General features: G+C 55.3%; 14 protein-coding genes and 2 pseudogenes. 5 read left to right on the forward strand and 11 right to left on the reverse strand.

Features of this window, described 5'->3' with window-relative positions; genetic code table 11:
- A pseudogene (locus tag AC1DA5_RS10135) lies at positions 1 to 1,064 on the reverse strand (Cna B-type domain-containing protein); the annotation flags it as partial.
- A 143-nt stretch (positions 1,065 to 1,207) separates the two neighbouring features.
- Between AC1DA5_RS10135 and AC1DA5_RS10140 the strand changes: the two are divergent.
- The 3 genes from AC1DA5_RS10140 to AC1DA5_RS10150 are packed head-to-tail and all read left to right on the forward strand — an operon-like array spanning position 1,208 to position 3,130.
- Entirely contained in the window at positions 1,208 to 1,429 is a 222-nt protein-coding gene (locus tag AC1DA5_RS10140) for a hypothetical protein (RefSeq protein ID WP_257525642.1), read from the forward strand.
- Positions 1,419 to 2,372, forward strand: a complete 954-nt coding sequence (locus AC1DA5_RS10145) for an ABC transporter ATP-binding protein (RefSeq protein ID WP_257590362.1) — start codon at positions 1,419 to 1,421, stop codon at positions 2,370 to 2,372. The genes AC1DA5_RS10140 and AC1DA5_RS10145 overlap by 11 nt, the downstream gene beginning before the upstream one ends.
- Positions 2,369 to 3,130 (forward strand): ABC transporter permease, encoded by a 762-nt coding sequence (locus AC1DA5_RS10150; RefSeq protein ID WP_257525638.1) that lies wholly within the window; start codon positions 2,369 to 2,371, stop codon positions 3,128 to 3,130. The genes AC1DA5_RS10145 and AC1DA5_RS10150 overlap by 4 nt, the downstream gene beginning before the upstream one ends.
- 257 nt (positions 3,131 to 3,387) lie before the next feature.
- Here the strand turns inward: AC1DA5_RS10150 and AC1DA5_RS10155 are convergent, their stop codons facing one another.
- The 9 genes from AC1DA5_RS10155 to AC1DA5_RS10195 all read right to left on the reverse strand — a co-directional run bounded on the left by AC1DA5_RS10155 (position 3,388) and on the right by AC1DA5_RS10195 (position 20,750).
- The gene (locus tag AC1DA5_RS10155) at positions 3,388 to 5,238 is read right to left on the reverse strand and encodes a phosphoenolpyruvate carboxykinase (GTP) (RefSeq protein WP_371935779.1); all 1,851 of its coding nucleotides are present in this window, start codon (positions 5,236 to 5,238) and stop codon (positions 3,388 to 3,390) included.
- Between the two features lie 297 nt (positions 5,239 to 5,535).
- Positions 5,536 to 7,290 carry an ABC transporter ATP-binding protein gene (locus AC1DA5_RS10160; RefSeq protein WP_058237733.1) on the reverse strand — a complete coding sequence of 585 codons (1,755 nt, stop codon included), beginning with the start codon at positions 7,288 to 7,290 and terminating at the stop codon, positions 5,536 to 5,538.
- Positions 7,287 to 8,999, reverse strand: coding sequence for an ABC transporter ATP-binding protein (locus AC1DA5_RS10165; protein WP_257525634.1), 1,713 nt, complete (start codon positions 8,997 to 8,999; stop codon positions 7,287 to 7,289). The genes AC1DA5_RS10160 and AC1DA5_RS10165 overlap by 4 nt, the downstream gene beginning before the upstream one ends.
- A 99-nt stretch (positions 9,000 to 9,098) precedes the next feature.
- Positions 9,099 to 9,764, reverse strand: coding sequence for a class I SAM-dependent methyltransferase (locus AC1DA5_RS10170; protein WP_058237731.1), 666 nt, complete (start codon positions 9,762 to 9,764; stop codon positions 9,099 to 9,101).
- A gap of 31 nt (positions 9,765 to 9,795) precedes the next feature.
- Positions 9,796 to 10,809 carry a saccharopine dehydrogenase family protein gene (locus tag AC1DA5_RS10175; protein ID WP_058237730.1) on the reverse strand — a complete coding sequence of 338 codons (1,014 nt, stop codon included), beginning with the start codon at positions 10,807 to 10,809 and terminating at the stop codon, positions 9,796 to 9,798.
- On the reverse strand, positions 10,806 to 16,538 hold the full coding sequence (locus tag AC1DA5_RS10180) for a non-ribosomal peptide synthetase (RefSeq protein WP_058237729.1): 5,733 nt from the start codon (positions 16,536 to 16,538) through the stop codon (positions 10,806 to 10,808). Before AC1DA5_RS10180 ends, AC1DA5_RS10175 begins: the two co-directional genes overlap by 4 nt.
- Positions 16,535 to 18,121, reverse strand: coding sequence for an AMP-binding protein (locus tag AC1DA5_RS10185; protein WP_074026238.1), 1,587 nt, complete (start codon positions 18,119 to 18,121; stop codon positions 16,535 to 16,537). The genes AC1DA5_RS10180 and AC1DA5_RS10185 overlap by 4 nt, the downstream gene beginning before the upstream one ends.
- Positions 18,122 to 18,136: 15 nt before the next feature.
- Positions 18,137 to 20,176 (reverse strand): ATP-binding cassette domain-containing protein, encoded by a 2,040-nt coding sequence (locus tag AC1DA5_RS10190; RefSeq protein ID WP_285015983.1) that lies wholly within the window; start codon positions 20,174 to 20,176, stop codon positions 18,137 to 18,139.
- 16 nt (positions 20,177 to 20,192) lie between these two features.
- Positions 20,193 to 20,750, reverse strand: coding sequence for an ECF transporter S component (locus AC1DA5_RS10195; protein WP_157843532.1), 558 nt, complete (start codon positions 20,748 to 20,750; stop codon positions 20,193 to 20,195).
- A gap of 157 nt (positions 20,751 to 20,907) precedes the next feature.
- Between AC1DA5_RS10195 and AC1DA5_RS10200 the strand changes: the two are divergent.
- Both AC1DA5_RS10200 and AC1DA5_RS10205 read left to right on the forward strand, forming a co-directional pair.
- Positions 20,908 to 21,123, forward strand: a pseudogene (locus AC1DA5_RS10200) (4-phosphopantetheinyl transferase); the annotation flags it as partial.
- 6 nt (positions 21,124 to 21,129) lie between these two features.
- The gene (locus AC1DA5_RS10205) at positions 21,130 to 21,546 is read left to right on the forward strand and encodes a 4'-phosphopantetheinyl transferase superfamily protein (RefSeq protein ID WP_257525629.1); all 417 of its coding nucleotides are present in this window, start codon (positions 21,130 to 21,132) and stop codon (positions 21,544 to 21,546) included.
- An 87-nt stretch (positions 21,547 to 21,633) separates the two neighbouring features.
- Here AC1DA5_RS10205 and AC1DA5_RS10210 read toward each other — a convergent pair whose 3' ends face one another.
- The gene (locus AC1DA5_RS10210; protein ID WP_257590358.1) at positions 21,634 to 21,894 is read right to left on the reverse strand and encodes an integrase core domain-containing protein; all 261 of its coding nucleotides are present in this window, start codon (positions 21,892 to 21,894) and stop codon (positions 21,634 to 21,636) included.
- Positions 21,895 to 22,351 lie beyond the last annotated feature (457 nt).

Genomic DNA, 22,351 nt, shown 5'->3' on the forward strand with positions numbered 1-22,351 from the left:
CTGATCGTGGCTTCGCCACCACCGAGAGCGATTCCTCCTCCGTGACCACTAGCAGTATTGCCTTCGACCGTGCCGCCGGAGATTTCCACATCTTTGCCACCACCGAGCGCGATCCCTCCTCCGAGACCTTTAGCAGTATTGCCTTCGACCGTGCCGCCAGAGATTTCCACATCTTTGACATCATGGATGTACATGCCGCCGCCCTGACCGGCGTAATCACCGTTGGTGTTTTCCTGGACAGTTCCGCTCGTGAAGTTGAAGCTATCTCCATTATCAATCGCGATTCCTCCGCCAATTTCGGTGGTATTTTTTGCGATTGTCGTTCCATCAAGCGTGACGTTGGCAAAACTCGCATACACGCCTCCACCGAATCCTTTATATTTGGGATGAACCGCATCATTGCCGGATATTTCCCCACCGGTCAAGGAAACGGGTACAGGAGCACCTTCAGCTCCCCAAATGCCTATCGCACCACCACGCTGGTAGCCGTGGTTCTCCTGAAGAGTTCCGCCGGCAATGCTGACACCGTCACCGCCGTAGATCGTAATCGGTGCGTAGAGGCCCTCATTCACCCCTTCAGGCAGGGTGCCGGAGGTATCAGTGACATTGTTCCTCGAAAAGTCAGCGCTCCCAGTCATGTTGAATTCGCCGTCTTTGACGAAGATGACAGGTCCGGTGAGCGATGTGTCGTGGACGGATCCGTCAGTGAAGTCCAGCGTTCCACCGTTCACAACGATTCGTGAGTTCGTGAAGGAGGGGCCGGCAAGCGTGAGGCTCCCGCCTTCGGCCACAGTCACTGTGTCGGCGCCCACTCCCGTGACAGTTCCACTGCCCGTGAGAGTCAGTCTCGCACCCTCCGGAACAACGAGCGGTTTGTCTGCTGTCGCACTGACATCACTGTCAATCGCGACTGTGGTCTCAGCACCTGGCGTCGCCTGGGCTGCCTGGGAAACGATTGTGTCCCATGAGGGGGGCTCCTCTGCCCTCGCAATCCCACTGGGTGTCAGTACAACAGCGAGGGAAACAGTAAGGAGACTGGTCACAAGCCTTAAAACACTACGCATGTCGTCATTCCGATCCCAGCGAAAATTCCTCAAACTATTCGATCATCTCACTTTTCCACCTTTCTCGTGTGTGAATTCCTGCATAGCGGTAAATTGCTTGCGTCTGACCCAGCCTGGCTTAACGTCAGAGCAAAAGGACTCCCTTGGGGTATCTACCGACTTCACAGCCCATCCACTCGCCACGGACCCTGGCCACATTTCGAAACAGGCGCACGACAGCCCTCGACATTCCAGCTCGCGACATGTTCGGATACAAGCCGGGCGATGATGTCCTTCTCCTTGCTGACCCCGAACGCGGCATTGCGATTCTGCCGGCCGATCAGATCAACAAGCTTCTTCCCCAGACACCACCACATGTTTCCTAAGCGAGAATCCATGCCCGCCATTGTGTGCACAGACGTCCGGCGCACCTTTGCCGACGTCATCGCTCTTGACAACATCTGCCTGACCGTTGAGAAACACCAGATTTTTGGCTTACTTGGACCAAATGGATCAGGAAAAACCACCCTGCTCAATCAGATTCAAGGCCTCGACACTCCTGATTCGGGCCATGTGGAAGTCCTAGGCTACGACCCTGCCGATAGTCATGCGCAGCTGGTTCAGCACCTAAGGAGTCAGCATCAGGAGGCGGCACTACCGCCTCGCCTGACGGTGCGCGAAACCCTCGACCTCTTCGCCGCCTTCTACTCTCACCGCCTCAACTCAGCGCAGCTCATCAGCGACCTCCTGCTCGATGACAAAGCCGATGCACGTGTGGAGAAGCTTTCCGGCGGGCAGCGTCAGCGCGTGCTCATCGCGCTCGCCCTCATCCACCAGCCGGAACTGCTGCTGTTCGACGAACTCACGTCCGCCCTCGACCCTCATACGAAGCACTCCATATGGAACATTCTTCGCACCCTGCGCGAGGCAGGCAAAACCATCGTGTTGACTACTCATTCCATGGAGGAAGCCGCACAGATCTGCGATCGGATCGCCATCATGGATAAGGGACACATTCTTGCTGAAGGAAGTCCGAATGAACTTATCAACCGATACGCGCCGCACCAGACCTTGACACTGTCCACCCACATCCCCTTAAACGAAGGAACACTCGCGACGCTCCACAGATATGGAGCCACCCCTCACGCAGGCCAATCCGACTCGCAGACCACGTGGGAAGTTACGGGCGAGGAGGATGTGGTCGCACAGGTTGCAAGAGATCTAGTCAATGAAGGAATCAGCGTCACCGACATGACGTTCAAACAGCCCACGCTCGAAGACGTCTTCCTGCTGCTGACACACGCCACTGAAAAGGAGGACGGGCGATGATGCGCGGATACCGGGCGCTCACTCGCGCCCTCTTCACATCGCAGCTGCGCGAACCCGCGGCAGTGTTCTTTCTTCTCATCTTCTCTCCCGGACTCTTGCTGGTGCTGGGCCTTATTTTCGGCAACCAGAGCATCCCTGAGTTCGGCGGACAAGGGCCCATCGACTACATGCTGCCTGGTGTGATGGTGATGTCAACGCTCATTATCGGGACAACTGTCATCCCTCACAATCACACATTCATGCGGTCCTCCGGCTTACTCACGCGACTTCGCATGACCCCTCTATCTGCCGTCACCTACCTGGCATCCGACATGACTGTCAATTTCGTGCTCGGCATGGTCGGGCCAGTCACCGCATTCATCACCGCCGTGCTGATTTTCAAGGCGAAAACACCGAGCAACACGGTCGCACTGCTCGCAGCAGTCATCATGTGCCAGGTCGCGATGCTTGCTTTCGGTTACGCACTGGCGGCATTGCTCCCTAGCCCCGGCGCAGCCACAGGTCTGGGGAATATGCTGATGATTCTGCTCATGATGACATCGGGCGCGTTCTTCCCCGTTGATTCATTGGCACCCGGTGTCCGCAAGTGGTTGACCGCATCTCCCTCGTACCACATGGCACGGCTTGTCCACGCTTCCTTTTCCGGGGACTCATGGCCAGTCGCCAGCGTTCTGGTGGTCTGCGGCCTCACCGCGCTCACTCTGGCTCTCGCCACGCTCACTATGACATGGGGTTCGCCCAGAGTCTCCTCTCGTTGACCTTATATCCGCTCAGCAAATGGAGCTGCTCTAGCGCAGCGGTCGAGGTTTCTTCTGTTGAGGCGAACGGAAGTCGGGTTATAGGACATCTGGCATACGCGAAGACCATCTGCCAATCTGCAGACAGTGACAGCTGGTACGAACGACAATGAGCACACGGACAAACACCAGGGAGGAAAATGCGGGCCAACTTATGATCAGTGCCCGCCGGACCCCAGATCGCCAGCGGGCACTGATGCTCTTGTATCCTTGCCCTGTCAGATATTCTGACAGATTCGACGGTGCGCCTCCCATATTTCGTCGGGAAGATCGTGGAACTGGTTCAGATACTCTTCGCGGTTATCCAGTTCTTTGACCCATAGTTCACGGTCGATAGTCAGGATCTTCTCCAGGTCTGCGCGCGATCCTTCAAAACCATCGAGGTTCAATTCGTCGACCTCTGGAACGATTCCAACGGGTGTTGAGCGCCCTGTCACTCGACCATCCTTGAGGTCAAGCAACCACAGCAATGCCCGGAGGTTGTCACGATACCCCGGCCACAGGAAATGCCCATCCTCATCATCGCGGGCAAACCAGTTGACGTGAGCGAAAACCGGTTGGTGGGTCGCCTTACCGAGGATCTTGAGCCAGTGAGCTGCATAATCACTCTCGGGATAGGACATGAACGGACGCATCGACATCGGGTCGTATCGAAGAACACCTTCTTTGCCTTCTGCCGCGAACGTTGCCTGAGCGCCCAGGGTAAGACCATCGTAAACGCCTTCAGCAAGATCTGTAATTGCCCGAATGAGGGGCTCGCGGTTGGCTACCCTGCCGCCAAAAATGATTGCGTCAATCGGCACACCCTTCGGATCTTCATAGTCGGGAGCAACGTTCGGGACGTTGCGCAGCGAAGTGGTGAATCGAGCATTCGGGTGTGACCATTCGCAGCCCTTTTGCGATGAGCGCTGCTCTTCCTTGGGACGATCGCTGATCAGCTTACCTGTCCAGTCGTACCATCCTGTCACGTCCTCCGGGTAGTCAGGGGTTTTACCTTCCCACCATACTTCCTGCCTGTCCGGGTTGTATGCAACGTTGGTGAACAGCGCACGGCTCCCAGGACGGATCGACTCCATAGCGGTCGGATTCGACTTCCAGTTCGTGTCTTTGGCAACGCCGAATGCTCCGTATTCTGGATTCATACCGTATACGCGCCCGTCGTCGGGATCGACCCGCAGCCAGACAATGTCATCCCCGTAGAAGAACACTTCGTAACGATCGCCGAGGGCGTCTGGCGCCAACATCATTGCCAGATTTGTCTTGCCTGAAGCTGACGGGAAGCCGCCGCACACGTAGCGTGTCCGATCAGTCACCTTATCGTGAATTCCGATGAGCATGAACTGCTCGGCAAGGAACTTCCCCGACACCCAGCCGTCGTATGAAGCCTGACGCAGGCCGTGGGCGATCTTGCCCAGCAATGCGTTACCGCCATAGGCAGAACCAAAGTGTTCAATGGTGCGCTCATCCGCAAGGGTGGCAAACAAGCGCTGGTCATCCGCAGTTCCCTGTCCCAGATTCTCTATATCTCCCGTGACATGGATGGCGCGCACAAACTCACGAGGCTGATTGTCAGTGTTGACGTACTCGACCCCGACGCGTGCCATGCGAATCATCTGCAGGACAACAATCCGGTTGTCGCTCAGCTCAACGCCTCGTGCCCACACTTCGAGCGCGGAGCCAGGAGGAGCCATCAGATACGGCACAACGTACATGGTTTTTCCATGCAGGGCACCGTGCATATGCGACCGCTGACGCTCATCCACCTCATCAGCATTGTGCCAGTTATTGAAAACACCCTGGTCGCTTTCCCTATGCGTGGCAACCACCGTTCGTTCCTCAGAACGCGCAGTGTCTTTGTAGTATGAGCGCGAATAGTACGTTTCTTTTCCTGCCGGAAAGATCTCACCGGCTTCCAGCGCCTCCTGTATCAGTCGCTCGTCGTCACTGGCACTGATCACCTCAATGGCATCTGGTTGCGTGATTTCTGCCCATTCGCGCACAAAACCAACCACATAGGGATTTGTCACGCCGCCAGCGCGGAGTGCTCCTTGAACGTCACACATCCTCATCGGACCCCTCTCCAACTTTATTTCGGCTACCCCAACTTTATCTTTTGGGTATCCTAACTATAGCGATTTCAACAGAGTCTTTCTGGGACCACAGTCACGTCCAAGCGCCGCGCGCCGGCTCAGGGCCTGGCACACCGATCCTGACACCTGGTTCACTCTGTCATCCTCGGTGCGGCGGGTCTGCCGGCTTCGCTCTCATTGCCCGCCGCAGGCACCTGAGGCAATCAATCGCCTTCTACAATCGAATTGTCACGTTCTGAAAACAGCCTTCATACCGAATGGAAACTGTCCCCTGGCCTAGTCGGATGCGGTGGCAATCTTCCAGCTGATCGCTCGTTCTCTGGTATTCACGAAGTCACGGTAGATTCCGTCTTGTCTGCTCAGTTCATCGTGCTGTCCCTGCTGTACAACGCACCCATGGTCAAGAACGACAATCTGGTCTGCATTTCTCACAGTCTTCAGGCGATGAGCAATCATCACAACTGTCTTGTTCCGAGTGAGAGTTTCGATCGCGCTTTGCAGCTCAGCTTCATTTTCTGGATCAACGTTGGCTGTCGCCTCATCCAGCAGAATAATCGGCGCGTCCTTCAGCAGGGCACGAGCGATCGACAGGCGCTGGCGCTCACCGCCGGACAGTGTCGCGCCCGCTTCTCCCAGCACAGTGCTGTATCCATCAGGCAAGGCTTCGATGAAGTCATGGCAGCAGGCCTGTCGGGCAGCGCGCACCACGTCCTCATGAGTAGCTGTCGGACAGCCGAATGTGATGTTGTTTTCGACCGTGTCACTGAACAGATAGACGTTCTGGAACACCATCGCGAAGTGATCCATTAACCTGTCATAGGACCATTCCCGGACGTCGTGCCCACCCAGCGTCACGCTACCGCCCTGCACATCCCAGAAGCGGGCTATCAGCTTCATGAGCGTTGTTTTCCCAGAGCCTGACGGGCCGACGATGGCGCAACTGGTTCCCTGTGGAATTGTCAGGTTCACGCCGTGTATGACTGCATTTTCTTCGTCTTCGCCATATGAAAATGTCACGTCCTTCAGGACCAAATCACTGGTGTCAGCATGCGTAATGGAGCCTGCCTCAGTCATCAGCGGTGTGTTTTCCACTTCATTGACTCGGTCCATTGCCAGGTCGATCGACGGCAACATGAAGGACAAAGCGCCTGCAACCTCGATTTTGCTGTACACAAAAAACGCGCCAACGATGACGAGCAGACAGACAAACAGCTTCATCGAATCTGCGACATAGAAATATATGGATGCAGCAATCGCGGCAACGGAGAAGGTTCTGAGCACTATCTGTTGAATCATGGTCGGCGGAATACTGACCTTTTCCAGCCGATAGTTCTGACGTTCGGCCTCACCGATAGCTGTGTCCATCGATGTGTTATGGCGATCGGACATCCCGAATGATTTCACGACTCCCACGCCCTGGATGTACTCCATCACTGCATCTGCCAGCCTCGTCTGAGCATCGAGGCGGGCAGGTGAATATTTGCGCGACAGGACGATCATTCGGGAATTGACTACCAGCATGGCGGCCACGCCGCACAGATACAGCAGACCGATCCTCCAGTCGATGATGATGAATCCGCAGCTGAGGATCGTGGCATGAAGCACGCCGGTCAGCACGCGCACGACGATGTTGCCAGCCAGAGATTCCAGATCTTCCATCGTCGAGGTGCAAACTGCGGTCAAGTTACCCAGGCTGCGCTTGTTGAAAAAGCCCATCGGCATGAAACGCATCCGCTGGCCAATGTTGATGCGTTTGTCATCGAGCATCAGGTAGCACGCTTGCATCTCGAGGCTGTATCCGGCGTAGTGAAGGGCCGATGCCAGAACGACCGAAACTATCAGAAGTCCCAGGCTGATCCACATGATGCGCGCTGTCATTGTGCCATTGACAAGTGCAAACAACACCATGAACAGTGGAACGATCTGAATGGAAGTGGCCAGCGACCGTAGACATTCCAACGCAATTGCCCAGTACCAGGAGCGTCGGTGCGTGCCCGAAAAACGGAAGAACTTTGCGAATATCGAGATCATTTCGTCGCAACCTCCGTTGCCATATCGCGTGCCGATTCATGCGCGTCCCACATGTGGTGATAGAGCGGACAGTGAGCCAGAAGATTGTCGTGAGTATCGCAGGAAATAATGCGACCGTCATCCACAACCGCTATGGCGTCGGCGTCGATGACCGTAGAGAGTCTGTGCGCAATGACGATCATGGTCTTGCCTCGAGCCAGACGGCTGACGGCACCTTGAATAACCGCCTCATTTTCCGGATCCGTGTAGGCAGTTGCCTCATCAAGAATGATGATCGGTGCATCTTTCATCATCGCTCGGGCTATTGCAATGCGTTGGCGCTCCCCGCCTGATAGATGCCCACCGGAGAATCCGACGCGCGTGTCGTAGCCGTGGTCGAGTCCCATGATGAACTCATGGCAACCGCTTGCCTTCGCAGTGGCAATCACCTCATCATCAGAGGCATCTGGCCTGCCGACTCGGATATTGTTCATAACCGTGTCGTTGAAGAGATAATTGTCCTGAGCAACATAGGCAATGGTCTGAGAAATCTGGCTGAGCGGTATGTCGCGGATGTTCTGCCGGCCGATTGTGATTGTTCCGCCTGTCGCATCCCATTGCGAGGCAATCAGCCGGGCAATTGTTGACTTTCCTGAACCGGACGGCCCCACCAGCGCAGTCACCTTTCCTGGAGCCACCGTGAGATTTACCCCCTTTAGAACCAGCTCGTCTTCATAGGAAAACTCAACGTTTTTCATGACAATTTCCGATCCGTCGAGTTTGACCGGGGTGGACGGTCGTTGCATCTCAGGCTGCTCAAGCACCGAATTCAGCTCGTTCGCAACTGTCGAGATCTTCGAAATATCACTGGTGAATAAAATGGCTGTAAAAAGGGGTTCGATGATTCCCAGCGACAGGATGATGACCGTCACGAAAGTCGCAGCCGGCAAGGTCCCGTTGATTGTGAGGAGGCACCCTATCGGCAGCACCCCGACCAGAACCGCCGGCCACACATTCATCATGATGGCAGTCCATGGCAGTGTTGCGCGCATCCAATCCAGCATCAGACCGGAATTAGCCTGAACAGCTTCAGTGAATTTCCGGTAGGAGGAGTCGGTCCGGCTGAAGGCCTTGATCACTTCGATCCCACCTACATATTCAACAATGGCGGCGCCCATATGTTTCTTCGCCTGCACAACGCGGCCGTATTTTTCCGCGTAGCTCCGCATGCCGATCATGTACGCGAAGATGCCGATTGGAATTGTGACCAAGGAAGCGAGTGCCATTCGCCAGTCGAGGGCGAACAGGTACACCACTATTCCAAGTGGAACCATCACGTTTGCCGTCAGCTCCGGAATGACATGGGACAGAGGCACCTCAAGCTGTTCGGTTCGCTCAACGAATGCCGTCTTTAGCTCGCCCGAAGGAGTATTGATCAGATATCCCATGGGGACACGATCGAGCTTGACCGCAAGCGACCGGCGCATTTCGGAAAGCACAGCGAATGTTGCGCGATGAGAAATAAGTGTGGATGCACCTGAAAGAAGCGCTTTCGCGATGTGGCCCAGAACAGCGATCACGCACCACAATACGTAAAAGCCTGCCTGCGAGTGTCCTGCGAGCAATCTGGCAATGAGTGCAGAAGCAGCGACGTACGGAAGGAATCCGCACAGCACCGCCACTATTGCCAAGAGTACGGAAAGAAAATACTTGCCCTGATGGGGTTTCACACAAGCCCTCAGCACATTCATCGATGTTTCACATTCCTCTCACAGTGACCAAAGAGCCTGGATCTCGATGAACGGGGCTGGCCACACGACCCGGATCCTTTAGTGCGCGTGACGCATGGTGCATAGCGTCACCATTCCCTTGCGCACTTCGCGGATAATTTCGCAGCCACATGCATGCGCGATGTTTGCAATCTCGCCCGGACGGAAGACGTAGTGGCCGAGAAGACGCATAAGTGCCGTGTCAATTGGCTGTTTGTTGGGCGTTTCTTCGCAATAGGTCTGAATACGAAGAAGACCGTCGTCTGCGAGCGCGGATGCGACATGGTGAAGAGCTTTCCTGACATCTCCCATCTGATGCCATGCTCCGCAAAACCAGATTCCACGGGCGGCTTTCATAGGTAAGCCATCCATCAGATCTGCCTGCGTGTAGGTGACTCGCGCAGCGCTGGTCTGCTTTGGCTGCCTAGCGCGGGCAATGTTCAGGGCGTTGTGCGAAATATCGACACCATGAATAGTGGTGCCAGCGCAATGCGGCTCCATCGACAGTTTTCGCGCAAACCAGCCCGTTCCACAGCCGATATCAAGCAATACATCACCTGCACGCAATTGCCACCCCTGAGGTGTATGCGACAACAGTTCACGGTAGATCTCGTCAAATGTCAGAGATTCACCGGCATACTTCTTCAGAAAACGCGGGTGGATTGTCTCTTCATACCGCCGGAGCTTTCTGGGGCGATCCATGCTCCACTGCGAAAACGACTTCACGGTTTCTCCATTCAAGATTGGCGAACTGGTCTTACAAGCCTCGCTGGGTGCGGGAAATTCGCGCACCATATTCCTGGGATTGCGCCAACAGGTAGTCAGCAAGTTTCGGCAGATCAGCAACCTCGTAGGCTCCTGGTTTGATCTTGTCCGACACGAGGAATCGCGCTGCGCTGGCCGCCGCCACCGCAGTGAATTCATACGAAGTCAACCCTGACAACGACACAGTGGTAAGTTCAGACTTTCCCTGCATCGCGATCGACAGGGACGCAGGATGAGGCTGATTTGCCTCGAGGGCTTTCCTCGACACGCTGCGTGATGCTTTCCTGGCAAGCCAGGTGGAAATCACCGGCAAAGAGAAAATCCTCTTCTGCTGCAAAGCTGTCACCATCTGCCCGGACAGTGCTTCAAAGGCAACAAAGTAGCTGTAGTCCTGCACCTGGGGAAATACTTTGCCCACAGCACCGATATCGGGACACTCGTACCCGACAAATCGTTCTGCAGGTACCTGATGCGGGATTGTCACTATTTGCCTGTTCTGCATCATCCGATAGCCGCCATGCATTGTCGACATCATTGACTGCACGGCAGCCGCACCGGATGGCTGCCCTTTCCCGATGGTGAGTTCTGCACGAATCTGCGTGATGTCGTCTGTCGGAATGCTCATCATCAGAGCGGTCGACAGGCCAGGACACAGGCCCGCGCCCGTTACCATTACCACTCCGGCATCCCGTGCAGGAAGCGCCAGGATCGCTTCCCTGGCATCGATGGAGTCATTGACATCAATGTAGTTGGTGCCTGCTTTCATACATAGCAGAGCTACTTTGTCGAGGATCTTTTCGAAGGGACCGACACATGCGATCACCCAGTCATATGTGCTGAGCACATCGATGATTCTCGATGTCGACCCCGACAGGTTGAGCGTCACTTGATGCGGGTCGTCACTTTCGTGCCGCGAGCTGTAGTCAACGACGGCGTCGCTGTCAGCGAGCAGCTTTCTCACGCGAGTTCCGGTGACACCGGTTCCTCCCATCACCAGAATTTTCATGCCTGGCCTGCTTCCTTCACTGATTGGCGTGTACAGGTGTGAGTAATGAATTCTTCAACTGCCTGAACTGTCGGAGCGCTCGTTGGGCCGATGACAAAGGAATAATGGTTTCCCACTACTTTCTCTGTCTGGCGACAGTCCGCAAACTTCGCCCAGTCCGCGTAGTTATAAGCTTCACCGTCGTCGGGAACGACGATAAGGGTTGGAATGGCGCAATAAGATGGCGCGTACTCGTTTCGAGCAGCAATGAGGGTGCGCAAGGTGGACAGGTCGCGAACACGTACCTGGCCGGCGCAGACACCGAGGTCTTCGAGCAGGGAGTCGGAGAATGTCTGGGCGATCTTACACACCGCCTGCGGATCGTTCTCGACGCTGCTCCACAGCTCCAGCAGGCCTGCTGCTTTCTTCTCATACACCACACCGGCTCGTTTCAGCACTGTCTCATCGGCCTGCAGGGTGAATTCTCCAACGGGGGCATGGGCGCCCGGAGCCAGGCTGTCCAACAACACCAGCCCTTCGCACCGTGACGCCAGGAGGGACGCCAGAGCGTGCCCCAACGTGCCGCCGGCACTCCACCCCACGACGACAAAACGCGTCGACGGGGCGAACTGTCGGTCAATCTCGGCACGGTAGTGCTGCGCGATTTCTTCAACACTGATGTGCTGGGGCCATTGCCGGGCAAAGTAGTCAAACTTCAATCCCCAGATCTGAGGCCCCGCCTTCATTCCCAGCGCCAGGTCTCGATATATGTCGACGGTTCCGAACCCGCCGTGCACCATCACGATGACCAGTTCCTGGTCGCCCTGCCTGAGCAGGCTGAGCGAGGAAGACCGTTCATCCTGTTGAACCACGCGGGTCGAAAGCTGAGCGAGTGTGCGGATCGTGGGACTGGCCAGCGCCTGGGCGAGTGGAATCTTGCCGCCCGCATAGCGCTGCACCTTCTGAACCAGCTGAACAAAACCAAGAGAGTCGATGCCGACGTTGAAGAGTGATTCATCAAGATCAGTCTGCGAGTCCAACGCGTAGTCCTCATGAAGCCATCGGCGAATCTGCTGAATGCTTCCAGAAAGTTCGGTGGAATCGTTGCTTGCCTGAACCGTTGGAGTGCGCGTGTCGATATCTGCGCCTCGCGTGGATGCCCACGAATGCCGAATGGTTCGCAATACCTCGACTGGCACGGTGGAACTCAGGCTCCCTGACTCAGCGTACTGACGGAGGGAGGATTTAAAGTACGCAAAAATCTGTTCCATCAGGGCTGGATCGAGGATCTGCTCAACGAAGTCCCAGGAGATGTTCAAACCGCGTGCTGTTGGTAGAACCTGGTGGTCGATCAGAACCTGCGGAGTTTGCGAAATCGCATACTCAATGTGCCCGAGCACGGAGTTTTCGGCTTTCTTCGCATCAAAAAGCAGGGACGTAAACACAAATGGCGCCAGGGCCTGTCCTGCGAACCCTTGGAGACGCCCCATTTCTGCCAGCATCTGTACACCTGAGCGGGAATCGTCTATCTGTTCAAGAAGGAGTTGCTGGATCCGTGGCAATGCGTCCTGGCCCTCCGATTCATCGAAATCTATCAGGGCGATACCCGTGAAATCTCCGAACATTTCTTCGATTCCAGGCAGGTCGTAATTCCTGTTGTACGTCGTGACATTGATGCCGATCTTGCCCTCCCTCGAAGACAAAGCAAGGCTGGAGGCATATGCATAGAGCAGGACTGTGGACAGGGATACTCCCTGCTGTGCGGCGTAAGACCTGATCTTTTCCACCAGATCTTCGAAAACGTCCCACGACATTCTGCGCATATGTGGCCTGGCGACAACGCTCGTGTTCGCCGGCAGGACATTGCCGAGGGGGAATTCCTCCATCATGCGCTTGATTTCCGAGCTGTACGCATTGGCGCGGTTTTGATCCTGTATGCGCTTAATTGCGATCACGTGATCTCGATACGATCCCGCCACAGGAGGCAACTCTTCGCCTCGATACGCTCGGGCAAGATCCTTGATGAAGATACGCTGGCTCGCCCCATCGCCAATAATCATGTCGATGCTGAAGAAGAGCCGATGAGTCCCATCCGGCAACGCGTGTGCCTGCAGTCGGAACAGCGGCCATGTACCCAAATCAAAGCATTCGTGGCTAAGCGCCTCGCGTTCGCGCATTGTGGCTTCAGAGATTTCGCTGTCTGAGGCACAGCGCAGATCCTTGACGTCAACGGTGTAGCGGGGAACTTCCGGCAAGACACGCTGACGGCCATCATCGGTAAAGACGGCTCTCAGCATTTCATGTCGTTGAATCACCGCATTGAGAGCGTTTTCCAGGCGCTGCATGTCAGCATGGGTGACAGATTCAATATAGAAGTGCTCACCTACACCGCCAAGATCGAATCCCTGCTGACGCCCCACGTAATAGGCCATCTGCATCTCAGTCAAGGGGAATGGCGCATATGGATCATGTTCGATTGCAGTCATAGCGTTGTGCGACTGCTCAGACGCCTGGGCCGATTCAACCAGTTGCGCCGCCTGGAGGACACAGGGATTGCGAATTAGATCGCGGAACCTCAAACGTCTGCCGGTTCGTTCTCCAATCAATTTCAGCAGCATCTGGAATCTCAGAGAGTCTCCACCCAGAGCGAAGAAAGAGGCGGACGGGTCCTCGACGCGGGTGTGCAAGACTTCTTCGAAGAGTTCTTGCATGTTCAGCTGGCTTGAATCACTGGGGGTGCCGGCAACACTCTCCCCGCTATCACACGATGGCGAATTATCGTTGATTGTGCCTTCGAATAAAGCCTTCAAGGCTTTCTGGTCGAGCTTCCCGTTCACTGTCATCGGTATGGAATCAACGGGAATTAACGCACGCGGGATCATGTAGTCCGGCAGCTGCTGGGCAAGCTCGTCGCGGATCTGTGTGCCCTGGACACCATCACGCGGCACGTAGGCGCATACCAACGATGGGGTGTGCGCCCCTTCCATGATTGCCGCACACGACGTGATGACCAGCCCGGACCTGCTCAGTACTGATTCGATTTCTCCCAGTTCAATCCGGTGTCCAGATACCTTTACCTGTCGATCCTTACGGCCAAGGAACTCAACGAATCCTTCGTGATTGAACAGCCCGATGTCACCGGTCCTGTAGCACCGTCCCAGTCCGGGTATGTCACGAAATGCCTCTGCCGTGAGCTCAGGTTGGCGGGCGTATCCCAGAGCGACTCCCTGCCCTGATATCCAGATGTCACCGGGCACACCTCGTGGGCACATCGTCAGGTCGTATCCCAGGATGTGAATTCCCTGGCCCGCCAATGGGTAACCATACGGGATTCGGTTATCGAGGCTGTCCTCGTCGAGTGGGAACTGAATCGACCATATGCTGGCCTCCGTTGCGCCCCCGAGACTGTAGATCTGAGCGTTGGGAAACACGGCGTGCGCACGCGCCGGCATCGATGCCGGAATGCGGTCACCGCTGAGCATGATTGTCCTGACAGAGTCGAATCTGTCTGTTTGCTCGCAGCGCAGCAGTGCCAGTTCCATGAGGGCCGGCGCGGAATTCCACACAGTGATGTCCTGAGTGCGCAGAACATCGATAATCCGGTCGGCGTCTCGTTCATCGTGAACCATGACAAGTGTGGCGCCGGCAGCAAGTGAACCGAAGATGTCGTAGACGGACAGGTCAAACCCCAGGGACGACAAACCAATGATTCGCGAGTGTGAATCGACTCCATAGCGATCGTTGATGTCACTGATGGTCCCTACTGCACCGCCGTGGGAAATCTCCACGCCTTTGGGAACGCCGGTTGATCCTGACGTGAAGATGATATATGCCAGATCTTCACGCGATGGCGATGCATCTGAGACGAATTCACGCTTCACGCGGCTTTCACGCAGAGCCTCGTCGGTCGTGATCGTAACGGACCCTGGGATAAGGCGGCGGATCGCATCGCGACGGTATGCAGGCAGATGTGCTGCAACTGGAACATAAGCGGCACCGAGACGCAACGCCGCGACCATGGCGACAACGTCGGCAGAGTCTTTAGCGAATTCAATAATGACTGTGCTTTTCTCGCGCGCACCTTTTTCACGCAGATAGGCTGCCACGTTACCCGATGCTTCCCACAGCTCCTGATAGGTATAGCCGGGATCGGCAATGATTGCCTGGTGCGTCGGGTACTTCCGCACTGAATCTCTGACAAGGTCGAGCATGGTTCGCACCGAGTCGCCGGCCCGAACCGAATTGTATTTTTCGGACTCAATGACGGTGGCCTGATCAACCACGGGCAACGCATCGTGACCATCTGCGATGCGAGCCAGGAGCGACTTAAGGCACTCGAACATGTCTGTGGCATAAGGGAAATATTCGGGCACCACGTCCCACGACAGGTTAATCTGCCCATTTCCCGCCGGCATTGCCTGCATGTCGAGGCTGACTTGCGCTGTTTGAGTGTACAGATAGTCAATCTTCAGGTCAGAATTGGACGAGCCACCCAGATAACTTGTAAAGACAATCGAAGCTGTGGCCTGTTCCTGGTTTTCTTCCGTGCGCAGGAATTCAGTCATCACCTCCACCCCGCTGACGCTGCCGTGCACGATTCCGTCATGCATGTCTCGACTAATCGTTGATGCCAGTTCACCGATAGTGTCAGGATTGTCGACATCAATTCCCATCAGCATGGATGACGTAAAATCGCCCATCACTGACTTCCCCGGATCAAGTGCAGTTCGCCGTGAAACAGTCACGTTGCACATCAATCCCGGCGAATTGTTCCATCGTGAGACAACAGCAGAACATGCAGCCAGGATCAGAGCTGAAAGGCTCGCACCTGCCTTTTCAGCGACGCGTTCCAGTTTGCGTGACAGGTCCGCGTCCAGACGGTTATTCAGTCGCTCTGTGTGCCAGGGGTGATCTCCCATCACGCGGTGGGCAGGACACGTAGGCGTTGGAAAGTCCTGCACTTTCGTGCGCCAGTATTCCAGGTCACGCTGCCGCACAGATGCCTGAAGATGCTCAGTAGTGAGCCGGGTAGCCTGCCTCAAGGGCATTGCTTCAGGAAGATCCTTTCCTGTCAGAATGTCTCGGAGCTCGCGGAAGAAGACATACAGTGATCCGGCATCCATGATCACCATGTTGAAGTAGGCACACAGTGAAGCGTTTTCGTTGCCGAGAATGCGCACTCCCACCAAAGGCCCGTCTTCATTCGACTTCCGTGCCTGCTCCATCAGCTCCTCTCGCACGCGCGACCGGGCTGATGGCGAATCATCCTCTTGAGTTTCTATCGAAATGCTGGAGTCGGTGCGCTTCAGCGTACCTGTCTCCAGGTCGGGACGGTAGCTAAAGACATCATGGCGCTGAGCGATTGTACGCACAGCGGCAGCAACTTCATGAGCACTCGTCTCAAAGGCGGCTTCAGCATAAATGAATGTCGATTGCCCGCCCAGTTCAATGTCCTCTTCCGATCCCAGCAGATACGCAATCTGGATCGGACTCAGGCTGATTTCGTGATCGGGATCGGCAGCCTGATCAGATTCCGCCCGTTTTTCGATAATTCCAACCAGGTCACCAACAGTTGCGTCATAGTCCAGTCGGGACAGATCTATGGTGGCTGACAAACGCGCTTCAAGGCCGAGCACAGCTTGCATCAGCATCATCGAATTGGGTATACGAGCCCGCAGCAGATCATGAGGTTCAAACGTGACATCCACGATTGATTCAAGGATGTCGCATACAGTCTGTGCGTCCGTCACAGGAGGACCTCCAACTCTCGACGCAACTTTTTGCCGTTGGCAGTATGCGGAATCGCGTCAATACGCATAATCCTGCTGACCGGAATTCCGGCATCGGTCGCCATCACGCCGATAATGTCCTTATCGCTGACGTTCTTTTCGGTCACGGGAACAAACACAACCACCTGTTCTTCACCGCTTTGCGGGTCTGTTCGTCCCAAGACAACTGTCTCGATCTCCAGTTTTGTCATCAACAGGGATTCCAGGTCCGGTGAATAGTAGTTTTTCCCGTTAACAAAAATGATGTCTTTCTTGCGGGCAACGACGTAAAGGTTGCCCTCGTGAATCAACCCGATATCGCCGGTAGCAAGGAATCCATCCGAGGTGAGATCATGTTCAACAACACCGTTCATGCCTATCGACTCGTGTGTCAAGGAGGTTCCACGAATATAGATTTCACCCACTGTGTCAAGGGACAGCTGCTCACCGGCGTTATCACGAATCGACACTTCCATCCCAGGTACTGCCTGACCAACCGATACGAATTCCGCTCCGTCGGGTTGGGCAATATCGACATAGCGCGCACCGATCGCCACACGGGCTCGATCCAGACACACTGCCGTCAACGGCTCATATATCTGAGTGGTGGAAATCTGCAGACAGGCCTCTGACATACCGTAGGCCACGACAACGGCATTGGACCGAAGCCCGAATTTCGCCAGAGCCTCGCAGAAGGCATGGGCTGCTCTGCTGTCAACAGGTTCAGATGCGCTGATTATTTTCTGCACGCTGGACAGATCGTAGGAGGCTCCCTCGGGAATCCCGCGCGCCTTGAGGTAACGCAAAACATGAACAAACCCGAAGTTCGGGCATACTGTTACGGTTGCTCGATGGCGTGAAATGGCTTCGAACCAGTTCAGCGGGTTCATGATGAAGTCTGACGTCGGCATCAGAACCTGTGAATAACCACGGAAAATTGAATAGACATGGAAGCCGAGCAGTGAGAAGTTGTGCGTGAGCGGCAACCAGGTGAGCATGCAGTTCTCAAAACGCTGTGGCTGTCGAGGAATGGTCGCCTGCATTGCAGACATCAGGGTTTCCTCAGTCAGGATGATGCCTTTGGGGTCTCCTGTTGATCCCGACGACATCTGCACCAGCCGAATGGATTCGCCGTTTGTCTCAGACAGAGGCAGTTCTTCGTATGTTTCAGTGCTGTTAACTGTCTGAACCGGCAGACACCGTTCACTGTGGATATGCGGCGCAGTACGTTCATCGGTAAGAATCACAGCGTCCGGCAGCATGTCGGCAATGCGGCTTACACGTTCCTGATCGTTGGTGGACACGGCTGGCGGTGCAGCTACAGGTATGGCGCCCAGCCAGATGCAGCCCCAGAACAAATCAATAAGATCGCGATTACCGGTGAGCTGGAAGACCACGTGCTGACCTGGGCGCACTCCCCGGGCAGCGAGTTTCCCTGCGACTCTCGGGCTCTGGTGGTAAAGATCAGAGTAGCTGAGGAAACTTTCCTCGCCGCGCACAATAAAGGTTATACCTTTGTTTTTTTCGTTTTCCAGATCCTCTAAAACAGACAGGAATTTTCGCATAATCAATACTCTTTTCTAAATCCAGATCGATATGACAATGGCCAAAAAGATCAATAAAATCGTTATTGGGTCGCGCAGCCGCCATAAATAAGTGTGGCGATATGTTTTTTTCGAGAATCGACCAAAGCCACGCGATTCCAACGTGTCGTTCAGACGTTTCGAGTACCTAATGGACTCGACGAATAGTGGAAATGCATAGCGCACAGGGAGCAGAATTCGCGTCAGAGCTGCATTGAATGCGCTGCCCGCTTTGACGTTTCGCAGTCGTACTGCGGCTGCTATGAAGGGCTGGGTGTTGTGCAGATACTGCGCAATCGACACGCCGCTCAACATGATGCTGCAGTATGTGTACGGCACTTTGAGCCGCTGCGATACCGCATCCGCCAGTTGGGTGACGGTTGTCGCCGATCCGGCCCACAACGAAGCAGCCAGGATCAGCGATCCCAGTGCGCCGTGTCGAGCAATGCGCGCCACATCAAGAGTTGCTCCCACATACCAGCTGCCACGCAGCGCCATGAGGGAAAAGGCCAGACCTGCGCACGTTGCCGCGACAGCGTGGAACACGAAAGTGCGCCAGTTTCTGTGGAAAGGTACAGCAGCCAGAAGAGCTCCTGCGCTGAGGGCCGCAACAGCCTCCGCATGAGGAAGCACAATCCCCAGAACGATGAGTCCGATGAGCACTCCGATAGCGGTGACCGGGTTCAGGGGAACGGTCGCATCTGCTGGGCGGCGACGGGAACGGACAGGACCGTGTTCATCGGATTTGACTTCAGAATTCACACGCGTGTGCGTACGACTCATATCGACACTGACGTCACGCGGCAGCAGTTCCTCGTCGTGTGAGCTGACAACAACTATTCCACCGTTGCGCGCATAGGCCTTCAGGACTGTTCCCAGCACCTGGCTTTGGTTGAAATTCGCCGTTGGCTCATCCAGGACAACTAGAGGACGGTTTGACAACAAACACAGTACGATCCCCAAGGCTCTTTTACGGTTCCCACTGAGCGAGTATGGAGATTCGCCAAGAAGATCGGTCAGCCCAAAAAGTTGCGGCAAAACAGCAAGATCCTGCGGACTCAAAGGACCCTTACTGTCGCTCCTAACGAAGGCACTATTCAGTTCTTCTTCAACAGTGTTCAGGACAAACTGTCGTTCAGGATTTTGCTGCGCCCAATCGAGCATTCCATCTGGAAGCCGGCGAACACGTCGACCATTGACCGTTATTTGCCCACCGTCAGGTTTGACAGCTCCGGCGATAACGGCCATGAGCGTTGTCTTGCCGCACCCATTTGGCCCAGTCAGCATGTAGATGTGTCCAGGTTGAAGGTCAAGGCTGACAGCATCCAGTCTGACAGGATCGTGACCGCATGTGATGTTGCGCAAACTGATGGCGGGGCCTTTCAGGGCACCGTGTGCGTGTTCGAATGAAACAGGTTCTGGGGCGCGGTGAGGCTGTCGCGGTCGAGGAAGAGCGACGAGGGAGTCTGCCCACTGCGGCTTTAGGGTCCGGTTCTCACACAGGACAACTGCGATTCCATCATCTGCCAATTGTCGCAGGACGTGGTAGACAGTGTCCCGACCTGCTTTGTCGATGTTGCTGCACGGGTTATCAAGAACCAGCACGTCGGGTCTCCGGGCGATCGCCGAGGCTAACGCCAAGCGCTGACGCTCTCCGCCGGAAAGCGTCCACGGATTTCTCGCTTCAAGTCCTTCCAGCTCCATCGCGCGGAGTGCCCATTGGCATCGCTTTTTCACCTCGACCGGTGGTAACAGGAGATATTCAAGCGAACTGGCCGTTTCGTCCAGTACTGACAGTGTCGCTACCTGACTGTCGGCATCTTCTCCAACGTAGACGACTTCGTCGCACTGAACGTGACCGCTTACGTGTAATGACGACGGCAGTAGCCCGCTCATGGCTCTGGCGTACAGAGTTTTTCCACTTCCGTGTTCCCCACTGAGCACGCAGAGCTGGCCGCGCGCGACCTGGAAAGAGATGGGACCAACAATTGTTTGCCCGCCATCAGAGATAACGGCAAGACTTTCCACTGAAAGCATCGGCAGCGGACCGTCACTAGTGCTCGCCGAGTACGCCGGTCAGACGCACCTTGGATCCGATGAGGAAGCACAGCCAGGTTCCTGCCAGCGCAGAAACCAGTGCGATCAGCATGCAGATGATCGGAAGCGTGATGCCGGGCGTTTTGATTCCGATACTTGCGGGCACCATGAAACCCATGAAGGCACCGAGGATACCTCCGGCCACGTAGTACTGAACGGTTCGCCAGGACCGGTACAGAGTCACCAGGAATGGAATCTCGACAATTAAACCTTCAAAAAGCAGAGCTGGAATTGCCGCCAGACCAAAGGGGGTTGTAACCGCTGAGATTACGCCGATAGCGCCGCAGGCGAGCAGAGCTGAGCCGGGACGCCTGACAAGTACGAGGGGCAGAAGGCAAGGAATCACCCACAGTCCCAGAGTCAGGGCAACAAGGTAAGTGTGGGCAAGGGTCGCGAAGATCTGCAGATACGTCAGCGGAACAATAACTATCGACCCAGCGACTCCAACTGCGACAGAGACGAGGAGTGCCTGCGTTATCGATAGATTCTTTTCATTCTTTACTTCCGCGTTCACAGAGCGACCCCTCTCGGTATAACCAAGCACTATTTACATAGTTAGGTTAGGGTAACCTAATTCCTAAAAATTATGCAACAAGGATTTTTTAAAAATGTGCCGACAGATCTATGAGGGCCTCTTTCCAGTACAGGTCTACGCGCGAGTGGCGTGGGGCATGCACGAGGAAGTGCTATTTGCGTCAGAGCGCACGTATCTACGAGGGGCGACGCGTCAACGGCGCGAGGAATTCATCAGCGTGCGAGCGTGCGCACGAGATGCCCTGAGATGTCTGGGCCTGTCCCGACCGCCATTGATCGCGCACGCTATTCGAGGATTGCAGTGGCCGGAAGGGACAACTGGTTCACTCACACACACCGGACAATATCGTGCTGCAGTCGTGGCATCGTCACAGGACGTGACAGGAATCGGAATTGATGCCGAGAGCGCGTTGCCACTACCCGAAGGGCTACGAGACCGAATTCTCACCCCCGGGGAGTGCCAGATTTTTCGCAGAACACCAGCCCTGGAAAATTCAGCGTGGGACAGGATCATTTTCAGTGCGAAAGAAGCCGCCTACAAGGCCTATGCTCCAGCGACCGGTCGCTTCCTGGATTTCCTCGACTGCGAGTTAACTACAGACCTGCAGGGAAAAGACCCACTCCGCATTGATTCCGGTCGCTTCGGTGTAGTGATGAAAGGTCGTGATAGAGCGCTCATTAACGGAGCCTGGATCATCGCCAATGGCTTGATTCACAGTGCTGCCTGGATAATGAGCGGAGTCACTGCTGCCTCATCCATGTCCCCTAATTGCTAAAAAGCCGGTTAGAGCCATCAGGAAAAGACCCTCATTTTAATAAAAGGCTTTGGGGTGCGCGAAACTGACGTGTCCTGGGTTTGCTTCCTAGGCGTTTGCCCTGGTTTCCATTTTCTTTGATGTGCTCGCGATGTTCCAGTAGTCGTTCTCGATCTCGACCGGGTTGCGGTAGTCGAGGCCTTGGTGGAGACGGGTGCGGCTCCACCAGTTCACCCATTCGAAAGTCGCGACCTCAACCTCGAGCACATCACGCCATGCGCGGGTATGGACCAACTCGTTCTCATACGAGCCATTGACGTTCTCGGCCAACGCATGGGCGTTCAACGCTAGCTTCTCGAACCTCGTCACGCTGCACACGGTGGTCTGTGAATCGGCACTTCCCCGCGAGCGTGGCGTGCCGAATTTGCGCCTCCCGATGCACATACCCCTAGATTTAAGGCCTCCCGATGCACATACCCCTAAATCTTCGCCTTTTCGTGCACATACCCCTAGATAAAGAGGGCGTGCTGCCTCGTCCGGTACCTGCACTACGCCGTGACCTGCATGTTTGAAATTCGGGTGGAATGTAGCGCCGTTAGATCTAGGGGTATGTGCATTTTGGCGAGAGTTTTTAGGGGTATGTGCACATCCGCACGCCTTTTTTAGGGGATTGCGCACGGCTGCACGTCATGGGGTTAATGCCCGGATTGTGTGTACGTGGTGTTGGTTTTTGTTCGGTGTGTCAGGGATTTGAGCGCTGTGTACATGCTTTGAAAGCATGTATGGTCCATGCTGCTAGAAATCGGCCGCGTTGTGGTGTATGCGG

This window comes from Pauljensenia sp. C0254C2, assembly GCF_056583835.1.

Bases quoted from the DNA above. Each gene is read 5' to 3' on its own strand.
- AC1DA5_RS10145 (WP_257590362.1), top strand. From the start codon at position 1,419: ATGTTTCCTAAGCGAGAATCCATGCCCGCCATTGTGTGCACAGACGTC.
- AC1DA5_RS10150 (WP_257525638.1), top strand. From the start codon at position 2,369: ATGATGCGCGGATACCGGGCGCTCACTCGCGCCCTCTTCACATCGCAG.
- AC1DA5_RS10155 (WP_371935779.1), bottom strand. From the start codon at position 5,238: ATGAGGATGTGTGACGTTCAAGGAGCACTCCGCGCTGGCGGCGTGACA.
- AC1DA5_RS10160 (WP_058237733.1), bottom strand. From the start codon at position 7,290: ATGATCTCGATATTCGCAAAGTTCTTCCGTTTTTCGGGCACGCACCGA.
- AC1DA5_RS10175 (WP_058237730.1), bottom strand. From the start codon at position 10,809: ATGAAAATTCTGGTGATGGGAGGAACCGGTGTCACCGGAACTCGCGTG.
- AC1DA5_RS10185 (WP_074026238.1), bottom strand. From the start codon at position 18,121: ATGCGAAAATTCCTGTCTGTTTTAGAGGATCTGGAAAACGAAAAAAAC.
- AC1DA5_RS10190 (WP_285015983.1), bottom strand. From the start codon at position 20,176: ATGCTTTCAGTGGAAAGTCTTGCCGTTATCTCTGATGGCGGGCAAACA.